General features: G+C 43.0%; 11 protein-coding genes. 9 read left to right on the top strand and 2 right to left on the bottom strand.

Features of this window, described 5'->3' with window-relative positions; translation table 11 throughout:
- Positions 1-6 precede the first annotated feature (6 nt).
- The 9 genes from pstA to GSF04_RS20645 all read left to right on the top strand — a co-directional run bounded on the left by pstA (position 7) and on the right by GSF04_RS20645 (position 8,491).
- Entirely contained in the window at positions 7-1,656 is a 1,650-nt protein-coding gene (pstA, locus tag GSF04_RS20685; RefSeq protein ID WP_039492745.1) for a phosphate ABC transporter permease PstA, read from the top strand.
- A 27-nt stretch (positions 1,657-1,683) separates the two neighbouring features.
- The gene (pstB, locus tag GSF04_RS20680) at positions 1,684-2,511 is read left to right on the top strand and encodes a phosphate ABC transporter ATP-binding protein PstB (RefSeq protein WP_010607157.1); all 828 of its coding nucleotides are present in this window, start codon (positions 1,684-1,686) and stop codon (positions 2,509-2,511) included.
- Between the two features lie 23 nt (positions 2,512-2,534).
- Positions 2,535-3,236, top strand: a complete 702-nt coding sequence (gene phoU / locus GSF04_RS20675) for a phosphate signaling complex protein PhoU (RefSeq protein WP_010607158.1) — start codon at positions 2,535-2,537, stop codon at positions 3,234-3,236.
- 142 nt (positions 3,237-3,378) lie between these two features.
- The gene (locus tag GSF04_RS20670; protein WP_010607159.1) at positions 3,379-4,056 is read left to right on the top strand and encodes a TIGR00153 family protein; all 678 of its coding nucleotides are present in this window, start codon (positions 3,379-3,381) and stop codon (positions 4,054-4,056) included.
- 36 nt (positions 4,057-4,092) lie between these two features.
- Positions 4,093-5,361 carry an inorganic phosphate transporter gene (locus GSF04_RS20665; protein ID WP_017218447.1) on the top strand — a complete coding sequence of 423 codons (1,269 nt, stop codon included), beginning with the start codon at positions 4,093-4,095 and terminating at the stop codon, positions 5,359-5,361.
- Between the two features lie 108 nt (positions 5,362-5,469).
- Entirely contained in the window at positions 5,470-6,384 is a 915-nt protein-coding gene (locus GSF04_RS20660; protein ID WP_211858663.1) for a hydrogen peroxide-inducible genes activator, read from the top strand.
- A 115-nt stretch (positions 6,385-6,499) separates the two neighbouring features.
- A complete protein-coding gene (locus GSF04_RS20655) occupies positions 6,500-7,039 on the top strand; it encodes an RNA polymerase sigma factor (RefSeq protein ID WP_211858662.1) in 540 nt (179 codons plus the stop codon).
- Positions 7,032-7,604, top strand: a complete 573-nt coding sequence (locus GSF04_RS20650) for a hypothetical protein (RefSeq protein ID WP_211858661.1) — start codon at positions 7,032-7,034, stop codon at positions 7,602-7,604. The genes GSF04_RS20655 and GSF04_RS20650 overlap by 8 nt, the downstream gene beginning before the upstream one ends.
- Complete coding sequence (locus GSF04_RS20645; protein ID WP_211858660.1) at positions 7,601-8,491, top strand: hypothetical protein; 891 nt, start codon at positions 7,601-7,603, stop codon at positions 8,489-8,491. The genes GSF04_RS20650 and GSF04_RS20645 overlap by 4 nt, the downstream gene beginning before the upstream one ends.
- 133 nt (positions 8,492-8,624) lie before the next feature.
- On the opposite strand, the gene GSF04_RS20640 is transcribed toward GSF04_RS20645, so the two are convergent.
- Both GSF04_RS20640 and GSF04_RS20635 read right to left on the bottom strand, forming a co-directional pair.
- Positions 8,625-8,822, bottom strand: coding sequence for a hypothetical protein (locus tag GSF04_RS20640; RefSeq protein WP_010607165.1), 198 nt, complete (start codon positions 8,820-8,822; stop codon positions 8,625-8,627).
- A 158-nt stretch (positions 8,823-8,980) separates the two neighbouring features.
- Complete coding sequence (locus GSF04_RS20635; protein ID WP_211858659.1) at positions 8,981-11,488, bottom strand: EAL domain-containing protein; 2,508 nt, start codon at positions 11,486-11,488, stop codon at positions 8,981-8,983.
- Positions 11,489-11,697 lie beyond the last annotated feature (209 nt).

Genomic DNA, 11,697 nt, shown 5'->3' with positions numbered 1-11,697 from the left:
CATGACATGGTAAAACAGTGGTTTAAGTCAGGTTCTCCGTGGATCTGGATGACAGGTGGCGCGGTCAGTATTAGTTTGATTTCAGTAATTGGACTACTTGCGATGATAGCGTGGAAAGGACTGAGCTTCTTTTGGCCATCTCAAGTTGTTGAGATGCATCTCGACGGTTCAGTTGCCAAGCAGACCGTTATTGGTGAAATATACGACCGCGAGATGGTACCAAAATCTCGCCTTGAAGCGGCTGGATTCGACCTTTCAGGTTACAACAGCGAGCAAATCGAGCGTTTGCTCGTTAAAACGGGTAACCGTGAATATGTAGAACTTGATTTCCGTTGGGTATTATCAACAGATATCAAAAGCCAGTCTACACCAGCGGAATTAGCGGTATTTGAGCGTAGTAAAAATGGTAATTTCTATGGCTATGTTGCCCGCGTTTTAGAAGACGGTAAAGTAGTAACTGATCAGCCGATTGAAAGGCTACATGAGCTTGTTGAACGCGCCGTTGACCTTAATGACGAAGCGCTTGATCTACAAAATAGCGAAATCGGGCACATTAACTATGAGCTTGAACGTCTACGTTTAAAAGAAAAGTCGTATCAACTTGATAATGACCTGACAGAGGAAAAGTTAGCAGAGTTAAATGCACGCCGTGCTGAGTTACGTGAAGATTACAAAGTCTTCGAAAAGCGTTTATTTGAGCTAAGGAAGCAGGCGAAGCGTGACCAAGTTGTGGTGCGTGATATGCGTGGTGAAGAAGTGACTTTGCCTCTGTACCAAGTGTTGGACGTTTGGTTTCCAAATGACATGGGCTTTTTTGCCAAAGTAGGTCACTACTTAGTGCAAATCAGCAAGTTTGTGAGTGATGACCCGCGTGAAGCAAACACCGAAGGTGGGGTATTCCCTGCAATCTTTGGTACGGTATTTATGGTTATGCTGATGGCGGTGATCGTGACACCATTCGGTGTTATTGCCGCGATTTATCTCCATGAATATGCAGCAAAGAACGCTGTGACTAAGATGATCCGTATCGCGGTGATCAACCTTGCAGGTGTTCCATCCATTGTATATGGGGTGTTTGGTTTAGGGTTCTTCGTTTATATGCTAGGTGGGTCAATTGACGAACTTTTCTACCCTGAGGCTGCGCCAAGTCCTGTATTTGGTACACCAGGTGTGATTTGGTCTGCACTTACACTTGCTATCCTTACTTTGCCTGTGGTTATCGTATCCACTGAAGAAGGTCTGTCTCGGATCCCAAGCTCAGTGCGTCATGGTTCACTTGCGCTCGGTGCGACTCAAGCAGAAACCCTATGGCGGATCATTGTACCAATGGCAAGTCCGGCAATTATGACGGGTCTTATTCTTGCTGTTGCGCGTGCCGCGGGTGAGGTAGCTCCTCTGATGCTGGTTGGTGTAGTAAAAATGGCACCAACCCTACCGCTAGACGGAAACTTCCCCTATATTCACTTGGATCGTAAGTTTATGCACTTAGGATTCCATATTTATGATGTTGGCTTCCAAAGCCCGAATGTTGAAGCTGCTAGACCTTTGGTCTATGCAACCGCGTTCCTACTGGTTACGGTGATTATTGCACTGAATATCACAGCGATTGGTATTCGTAACCACTTACGCGAAAAATTCAGATCGTTAGAGCATTAATAGTAAAGATTTTTAATAGGTAAAAACATGATTACAGTAGCGCCAGAAGTCAATCAAGCAAACGGCAATAACAAGCTTGATTTAGCAAACTTAAGTCCAGAACTCACCGCACTAGAGATCAAAAACCTAGATCTTTACTATGGTGATAAACAAGCCCTTAGTAACGTCAATATGTTGATCCCAAAAGGGCAGGTAACCGCGTTTATCGGTCCATCAGGTTGTGGTAAATCAACGTTACTACGTTGTATTAACCGCATGAACGACTTGGTTGATAGCTGTCGTATTGAAGGAGAAATCAACCTTCAAGGACAGAACATTTATGACAAGAGCGTAGATGTTGCGGCACTGCGCCGTAACGTAGGCATGGTATTCCAAAGACCAAACCCTTTCCCTAAATCTATTTATGAGAATGTGGTTTATGGTCTGCGTCTGCAAGGTATCAAGGATAAGCGCAAGTTAGATGAAGTGGTTGAAAAGTCACTCCGCGGCGCCGCACTTTGGGATGAAGTAAAAGACCGACTTCACGACAGTGCATTTGGTTTATCTGGTGGTCAGCAGCAGCGTTTGGTGATTGCTCGCTCTATCGCGATTGAACCAGAAGTGTTGTTACTTGATGAACCAACATCAGCACTCGATCCGATTTCAACATTGGTTATCGAAGAGCTCATTAATGACCTGAAAAACAAGTATACTGTGGTTATCGTTACACATAACATGCAACAAGCTGCGCGTGTATCTGATCAAACTGCGTTTATGTATATGGGTGAGTTAATTGAGTATGCAGATACCAATACCTTATTCACCACGCCGTCTAAGAAGAAAACAGAAGACTATATTACAGGTCGTTACGGTTAAGGCGAGCTTGCGAGGAGAATATAATGGAACACAATATTAATAAGCACATTTCTGGCCGCTTTAATGAAGAGCTAGAAAACGTGAGAAATCACGTACTCAGTATGGGTGGACTGGTAGAGCAGCAACTAAACACTGCGCTTGATGCGGTTAACCACAATGATGCTGAAAAAGCGAAAAAGGTCAGTCAGAACGATTACAAAGTCAATGCGATGGAAGTGAATATTGACGAAGAATGTACACGTATCATCGCCAAAAGACAGCCTGCAGCCAGTGACTTACGTTTGGTGGTTGCTATCGCAAAAACGATTGCAGATCTTGAACGTATCGGAGACGAAGCAGAGCGTATTGCTAAAGTTGCCTTGGATTCGTTTACCAAAGATCAGCAAGATCTATTGGTGAATATTGACAATATGGGTCGCCAAGTGTCACAAATGCTACATGATGTGCTCGATGCGTTTGCCCGGATGGACGCGCAAAAGGCCTTTGAAGTGCATAAAGCTGATGCCAAAGTGGACCGTGAATACGAAGCAGTAACACGTCAAATTATGACCTATATGATGGAAGACCCACGCTCGATTCCAAAAATTATGGATTTAATTTGGTCTGTGCGCTCATTAGAACGTATCGGCGATCGTTGTCAAAATATTGCGGAATATGTGATTTATTTCGTAAATGGCAAAGATATTCGTCATACATCTCAAGAAGATATCGCAAAAACCTTGTGATGCTTATCAATTAGTTGCGCGCTTTCGGCGCGCAATTTCATAGTAAGTTCATCTAAACTTGCAATTAAACCGTTCACAACAGCGCTCAATGCTGTAAAATTACACTTTGCACATGCATACAAATATGATTTAAGGGTCAGTTATGCCTAGTAACGCGTTTTTAGGAGTATTTGCTAAATCTCCTATTAAGCCAATTGAAGAGCATATAAAAATAGTCCATCAAGCCAGTGCGGCTTTGATCCCATTTTTTAACCATGTCTTCAAAGGGGAGTGGACAGAAGCGGATGCAATTCGCATTGAAATCCGCAACCTAGAGCGTGAAGCAGATGAACTAAAGCGTGAAGTGCGCTTACATTTGCCTCGTGGTTTATTCATGCCAGTAGAACGGACTGACTTACTGGAACTTATCACCCACCAAGATAAGATAGCCAACAAAGCGAAAGATATCGCAGGTCGCGTTATCGGTCGTGAAATGGTCATCCCTGAATCCATTCAAAAAGACTTTCTTGCTTACGTCACTCGTTGTGTGGACGCAACTAAACAAGCATCAGAAGCGATTAATGAGTTTGATGAACTGCTTGAGACCGGCTTTAGAGGCCGTGAAGTCACTTTAGTTGAAAAAATGCTAGTTGAGCTTGATGCCATCGAGCAAGATACCGACGATATGCAAATTAAAATTCGTCGAGAGTTACGCGCTGTTGAAAGCGAGCTTAACCCAATTGATGCGATGTTCTTATACAAGATCATCGAATGGGTCGGTGGGCTTGCAGATATCGCAGAGCGCGTTGGTTCACGTCTTGAGCTGATGTTAGCTCGTTAATAAAAATCGATCTTTTAAAATAAAGTAAGGTTTCTTATGGATATCATTGCATCCTACGGCACAGTATTGGTTTTAATTGCCGCAGCAGTTGGTTTCTTTATGGCTTATGGTATTGGCGCAAACGATGTTGCGAATGCTATGGGTACTTCGGTAGGTTCAAAAGCACTTACCATCAAACAAGCAATTATCATTGCTATGATCTTCGAATTCGCTGGTGCTTATCTTGCTGGTGGTGAGGTAACATCAACGATCCGAAAAGGGATTATAGATTCTACTCCTTTCATCGATATTCCTGAACTGATGATACTGGGAATGATCTCTGCACTTTTTGCTGCAGGTAGCTGGTTATTGATGGCCTCAATGTTAGGTTGGCCTGTATCTACGACGCACTCAATCATTGGTGCAATCATAGGTTTTGCGCTAGTTGCTGTAGGCAGCGAAGCAATCCAATGGGGTAAAGTTGCAGGCATAGTTGGTAGCTGGATTGTCACCCCGGCCATCTCTGGCTTTATTGCTTATCTCATCTTTATGAGCGCCCAGAAGCTCATATTTGATACCAACAAGCCATTAGAAAATGCCAAACGCTTTGTGCCTATTTACATGGGTCTAGCGGGCTTTGTTATGTCTTTGGTTACGATCAAAAAAGGTCTTAAGCATATTGGCATCAAGCTCGGCACATTCGAAGGTTTTGCGCTAGCTATCGGTATCGCTATTATCATAGCTATTATCGGTAAGATTGCGATTTCTAAGCTGAAAATGGATCCCAACGCAGACAAGCAAATGCAGTTCAACAATGTTGAAAAAGTATTCGCTATCCTTATGGTACTAACGGCATGTTGTATGGCATTCGCGCATGGTTCGAATGACGTTGCTAACGCAATTGGTCCATTAGCTGCTGTGGTAAACATTGTTGAAAACGACGGTGAAATTGCTAAGAAAGCGGCTCTAGCTTGGTGGATCTTACCACTAGGTGGTTTAGGTATTGTTGCGGGTCTTGCGATCCTTGGTAAGAAAGTTATCAAGACTATCGGTGAAGGCATCACGCATCTTACTCCTAGCCGTGGTTTCGCAGCTGAACTTGCTGCTGCTTCAACAGTAGTAATCGCATCAGGCACAGGCCTACCAATCTCTACAACTCAAACCTTAGTTGGTGCGGTATTGGGTGTGGGTATGGCACGTGGTATTGCGGCATTAAACATGGGTGTTATTCGTAACATCGTAGTTTCTTGGGTAATTACATTGCCAGTTGGTGCTGCCCTTGCTATTGTTATATTCTATATTTTGAGATTAGTGTTCGGCGTATAAAAATAAACCGCACTTTTCAAAAAGACAGACTTTTAGCTTGAAAAGATCTCAACACCTTTGGTGTTGGGGTCTTTTTATTTGTGCTGTTGAAAATTAAGAGTAAAGCTTGTGACGAATTTACCTAGTATCAAACAACTACAATACCTGCTTGCGGTGCATCAGCACCAACATTTTGGTCGTGCAGCGGAAGCATGCTTTATTGGTCAATCGACGCTAAGTAGCGCGATACAAAACCTTGAAGAGACATTAGGATGTCAGCTAATTGAACGCGAAAATCGCAGCCTAATGTTTACCGATATTGGTGAGGAAGTGGTTGAACGAGCGCGGAAAATTATCGACGACACCATGAGCGTTAAAGAGCTGACTAAAAGCTATAAAAATCCATTATCTGGCAAGTTGACGTTAGGGATCATTCCCACTATTGCGAGTTTTATTGCTGCGCCACTTTATCAGGCGTGCAAAAAAGAATTTGCAGCGCTTAATTTGGTACTGGTTGAGGATACCAGTGATAACTTACTGGATAAGTTAGAGCATGGGCATATTGATATGGCCATGCTAGCGCTGCCATATAGAACCGATAAGTTTCATACACAGGTACTTGCAAAAGATCATTTTAGTTTGGTTCGCCATACGGAGTACAGCGTACCAGAGCCGATAGAGGACTTTAACCTGTTACCTGAGCAAAGTGTATTTTTACTCGAAAAAGAGCATTGTATGACGGGGCATGCTCTTAGTGCTTGTCACCTGAACCGTAGCACGTGCATCAATCCATTCGAGGCGGCAAACCTACATACTCTATTAAGTATGGTGGAATATAAAAATGGCGTAACCTTTTTACCTCAAATGGCGATCAATGCAGGGATTTTAGAAGGTAAGCCTTTAGTGGCTATGCCACCACAAGATCATGCATATCGTGAGATTGGCTTGATCTGGCGTCGTACTACCGGGCGGATCAGAGATTTTAGACTGTTTAGCGACTTTGTTGGTGGCTACATCAGTGGCCAGTGTCAGTCGCAGTACTGATGATGAAAGAAGCACCTTAACGGTGCTTTTTTTTCAAAAAATTTTCCTGTCTGAACAACTTTTTTTGCGCCCGCTACGATTAATAGTTAGTGAGTAGATTGGATGAGTGAACTGCGTGTTTTTTAATAGCGAAAAACAATTAATAAAAAGAGCACTGCAAGGTAATCAAGGAGCATGGTCAAAGCTTTGCGCCCAGCATCATAGCCGTGTGTATAACCAATGTTTGAGGCTGGTTGGTAATCCGCACGACGCGCTAGATATTGCTCAAGATGTATTTTTAAGTATGTATCGAAATCTGCATACCTTTAATGGTGATGCTAAGTTCTCGACTTGGGTATTTAAAATCACCCATGCAAGGATAGTGGATCACATGCGAAAACATAAGTTTGAATCGATTGAAGGTAAAGAACCTGAGACGCCGCAACACGGACCTGACAGCAAAATAGCGCAACAACAAAGTAATGAAGAGATATATATCGCGCTGAAACAACTACCATTTGAGCAGCGCATTGTCGTGGAGCTAAAGTTTTTCCAGCATTACACCTTTGATGAAATTGCGCTGCAGCTTGAGTTATCAAGTAATACGGTGAAGGCTAGGTTATACAGTGCGTTAGGTAAGATGAAAGGGCAACTAGAGGTGCAAAATCATGGCTAAATTAGCCCACTTATTTGAGCAGTGGTTAGATGGCAAAGTGCTGTCTGAGGCAGAGTTGGCCGAACTTCAGGCAGATAGTGAATATCGAGAAATGATGAGTGCTGCCACTACTTGGCAACAGCGTGCTGCTAGCTTCGAAGAGCAAGCGCCACCCTCACCGCTCACTTTGCAGCACCACACTCGCGCTTGGCCAGTGGCTGCCGTTGCTGCTTGGCTGGTTGTTGGGCTCGGTGTGTCAGGACTTTGGCTACAGAACTTAGGCTTACATCAGCAGTTGAGTGTTCAACAAACACAACTGGCACAGCAGCAAAGCGCTATGCAGGCCATGCTTGCAAAACTTGATGAGACTAAGCCAATAGATCAAGCGACGCTTGCCAAGTTAGCAACGCAAGTGGTTGAACAAAATCGTAAAGAGCGCAGTTTGGCAATGAATAATCTCGTTGATCTGATCCAAGCACAAAGAGCGCAAGATCAAGCCCTACTTAGGCTGCAATTGAATGAATTGGCAGAGCAAGTAGAGCAAACACCGACACAAAATTTAGCACAGTATCGAGGTAAACCATGAAGTTAATTCCACTTTGTTTTGGCGCTGTTGCAGCCATTACTACAAGCTTTGCTCAGGCCCAAGTTGTTGATGAAGCGCTAAAGCGTGAGGTTGCTATTTTTGAGCGGGTATTAATGAGTGCATTACAGCATGACACACAAGATCAAGTTCGTAGTGTTTCTGGCTATTATTTAAAAGATCAGGGAGTTGTATTTGAACTGGCATTAAAACGTCGGCACCGTTTAGAGTGGATCTCTCATATCGACAATCTCGATGATGTGGCTGCAATAGGGGAGTTTGAACTGCCGGAATTTGATATGGACATCGCGGAGATCGAGATTTCACAGCCGATAGCTGAGGCTTTCTCTCAAGCTTATTCGGATGCTGCTGAGAAAGTGAGAGCAGGAGCCGAGAAGGTCCGCGAAGCCGTAGAGCAAGAAAGAGAGAATAGAATTCAATTGAGGGAGCTTGAACGCCAAAAAGCGGAGCTGGAGTTTGCGAAAAGGCACGAAAGTGATGATCAAGTAAAAGAATTTACGGAGTCATTGAGAGAAGTTGAGAAGCGCATAGAAAAGCTTTCACTTAAGGATTCGGAATTAAAAGACCTGAAAGATAAGCTGAAAGCGAGCCTTGAGGCCTCTCGGGTCAAACGCGCGAAAGAGAAAGCGGAAAAGCAGCAGGCGCTTGAAAAAATGCTAGTAACCAGCTTAGCCCGAAGTTTATGCGACTATGGTGCGGGTTTAAGAAGTTTGCCTAAAAATGAGCATGTAAGCTTTATTTACAGTGAGCTTAGTAATCCAAACAATAAACAGGTATTTGTTTATCCAAAATCCTTAGTGCAGCAATGTGTTAAAGGTGAGAAAACGGCTAAAGAGCTAGCCGAGACAGTAACTAGCTATCGCTTTTAGTTAATCTAAGCTTGGGGTGAAAGTGTTTCTTTGAGGTTAGGGGCGCAAAGTGATGACACAAAAAACAGCATGATTACATGCTGTTTTATTTATAAAGGAACTTACACTTGTAAAGGAACTACACTTGCTTGTATTAAGCCTGCTCTATATTTTTTGCAGTAGTTAAATTTGGTAAAAAGAGTAAGTAAACCCAAACCACTAGATTAAAGTAGGGTAGCAAACCGAGCCCTGTGAACAATTTTACCGGATATCCTTTAGTGTTGGCATAGCGGTAACATTGATACGCAATGAGCAAGTTTGCGAGTAGTAAAAATAGTGATAATGACAGCATAATTTACCCCTTGAAGTCCATAGCAAGATGTAACTCAATCCTTTGAATGTCTATAAAATTAAGGTGTTACCTTAAAATTTGGTGACATTTTAAACTGGTATCTTTAATTATAGTGAACTTTGCAAGAAGTAAAAGTAACCTTTAGTATAAAAATGTTACTACGCTGTTTTTAGAGATAAAATAGTTTTTGCACTGCTCGCTAGTTGTTCAATAGGGAGTGGCCTTGAGATAAAGTAACCCTGTCCATAGTCCACACCTATTTCCTTAAGTTGTTGAAATATTTCTTTGTTTTCGACATATTCGGCAACTGAACACTTATCTAATGAGTGACTAATATCGTTTACAGCTTTGACCAGCGCCAGGTCAATTGGGTCGTTGAGCATGTCTCGAACAAAGGAGCCATCTATCTTAACATGCTGCGCGGGTAGCTGTTTTAGGTAGCTAAAAGTGCTGAAGCCTGTCCCGAAATCATCAATAGCGAAATGGCAGCCAAGATCGTTCAGGTTTTTGATCATCGTCTGGGTTGCGTTAAGATTGTTAATACTGGCAGATTCAGTGATCTCAAAAATAACGCGATTAGCTGAAACTTGATGCTCTTTTAAGCAGGCTTGAATGTGTGGCTGCAGTCGTTCATCTAAAAATGAATGAGCGGATAAGTTAATTGCCACTTGGCTCAGGATCTCATGTTCAGCCAGTGCTTTAATGGCTGTTCTGATCACGCATTGATCCATCAAAAATGTATCATTAAGTAGCTCTAATGCAGGAATAAACTGATTTGGGTATATTGTCTCACCGTTGATCTTTAATCTAAGCAGTGCTTCGTAATAGGCTATTTGTTGTTTTTTGAAATCCCAGATCGGTTGATAGTGGAGTTCTATGCTGTCGTTCTGAAGCGCTTGCCTAACACTATGGCCCCATTCTAAACCGGTTTGCAGTGTCTGGTTTTGTTCATCTTCTTTGTTATAACAATGAACTAAGTTGCGGCCGAGATTCTTGGCAATATAAAGGGCTATGTCAGCTTGTTTCAAACACTCACTGGGATCCGCATTTTCATTGGTAATTTGCGTTAATCCGATAGAACAACTGAGAGAGTATGCATTGTCTTCAAAGTGAAATTTATGTTCTTCGATAGCCATGCAAATGCTTTCAGCGCACATATGAGCATCGAGTAAATTGGTGTGTTTAAGCAGTACAGCAAATTCGTCTCCCCCAATACGGAAAGTGAGATGCTCTTCACCTATTTTGTCGCCAAACAACTCAGATACTTCTTTGAGTACGATATCTCCTTGCTGATGGCCTTTACTGTCGTTGATGATCTTAAAGTGATCTAAGTCGATGTAAATTAGCGCGTGTTCTATCTCTTCTGCAGACTTTACTTCATTGCACAGCTGATTTAATTGCTGGTCAAAATAATAGCGGTTGTGTAAGCCGGTAAGCGTATCATGCAGTGCTAAGTGTCTGAGTTGTAGTTCAGCTTGCTTGCGCTCGTGAATGTTATCGAGAGTTGCAGTTATTGCGACCGAACTTGAGGTATTCTTGATAAGTTGCAGGCGGCACTCGACCCACACTAGATGTCCAGCTTTATGGCAGAGCTGCAGCTCGACTTGGGCATGTTGCCTTACCCCACTTTGAATTTCTCGAATGACTTTGTTGAAACTTGCAAGTTCATCTTTGGCAATGTAGTTGCTGAGTTGGGTATTGAGGCTCGACTTAATACCAAAGCCCGAGAGGTATTCCCATGCTGGATTTATAAAGCGGATCGCGCCTTCCAAATCCAACTCGACGACTACAGTTCTGAGGTGCAGTAAGATCCTTTGGTGCGCAGAAAATAAATCTTTGTAGCGACTTTCACTGCGACTGAGTTGCTCAACTTTATTAGCAAACTCAGCATAGCTCACCATAAAATCTTCTCGCCGCGCCGCATGGTCGCATACCTTGCTTAAAAAGGGCATGTCGTATGGCGCTCGAACAAAGTCGGTAACACCTAATAATAGTAGTTGTTCAGCATGGTCGGCATCGCGTTTGTCAATAATGGTTACAATGGCTTGGCTTGGACGATGTTTGAGAATACTTTCGACTAAGCTTTCTGCGGAACCTGACAAGTTAGACGTAGTGTCCATTAAAACAATGGCGTAGTGATCTTGTAGAAATAGTGATAAAGCGCTGGCCGCCGAGCTTACATGTGTGCAAACGAAATTGTGCGATAAGTGCTCACATATTTTTTGCGCACGTTGTTGGTTGGGCTCTAACAACAGCAAGTTGAGGCGGCTGCTTTTATCTAAATGCGTTGACAACACATTGGCCAGAATTTGCGGCAACATGTCTTGACGCTCAAATGGCAGCACGGCATCAATACTGTAGCTACGGGCGGTGGTTTCGGCTATTCGTTCACAATAAGTTGGCGGAATAAGTACAATGGGGGTATTTTTGGGCGTTGCCAGCAGACCTGAGCGGATCATGCGAGAGAATCGCCAGCCGTCAATTTTGCCAACATCCAAGCCGGTGATCACTAAATCGACAGCTTGCGTCTTCAATAAGCTTAGGGCATCTTGAGAGTCGGACTTGGCAATGATAGTAAAGACATCTAATGCACTAAGAGTTTTAGTCAAGGTTTGACGCTCGTGAGCACTGGCGTTAACAATGAGCAACGTTAGTTGTCTAGACACAATAAAAAAACCTCACCAGATACTGCGACACAATCATTGGGCTTGTCTTAAAGTTAGCAAATCGTACTTAACCGCCGCTTGATAATAATCAAACAGTGACGCGAACTTTGCTCGGAAATTATAGCCGATAGCGATAAGTTATTGTTTAAACGTAAAGAATAAAGAACGTACTAAACAAAGGTGCACACCGTACAAAACTTTACATGGTG

The organism is Pseudoalteromonas sp. A22 (assembly GCF_018141345.1).
GTDB lineage: Bacteria > Pseudomonadota > Gammaproteobacteria > Enterobacterales > Alteromonadaceae > Pseudoalteromonas > Pseudoalteromonas maricaloris.
Note: the sequence above shows the minus strand (reverse complement) of the source record. Positions and strands in the feature narration are given on the sequence as shown.

Excerpts from the sequence above, each read along its gene's own strand:
- pstA (WP_039492745.1), top strand. The coding sequence starts at position 7 with ATGGTAAAACAGTGGTTTAAGTCAGGTTCTCCGTGGATCTGGATGACA.
- pstB (WP_010607157.1), top strand. The coding sequence starts at position 1,684 with ATGATTACAGTAGCGCCAGAAGTCAATCAAGCAAACGGCAATAACAAG.
- phoU (WP_010607158.1), top strand. The coding sequence starts at position 2,535 with ATGGAACACAATATTAATAAGCACATTTCTGGCCGCTTTAATGAAGAG.
- GSF04_RS20670 (WP_010607159.1), top strand. The coding sequence starts at position 3,379 with ATGCCTAGTAACGCGTTTTTAGGAGTATTTGCTAAATCTCCTATTAAG.
- GSF04_RS20665 (WP_017218447.1), top strand. The coding sequence starts at position 4,093 with ATGGATATCATTGCATCCTACGGCACAGTATTGGTTTTAATTGCCGCA.
- GSF04_RS20650 (WP_211858661.1), top strand. The coding sequence starts at position 7,032 with ATGGCTAAATTAGCCCACTTATTTGAGCAGTGGTTAGATGGCAAAGTG.
- GSF04_RS20645 (WP_211858660.1), top strand. The coding sequence starts at position 7,601 with ATGAAGTTAATTCCACTTTGTTTTGGCGCTGTTGCAGCCATTACTACA.
- GSF04_RS20640 (WP_010607165.1), bottom strand. The coding sequence starts at position 8,822 with ATGCTGTCATTATCACTATTTTTACTACTCGCAAACTTGCTCATTGCG.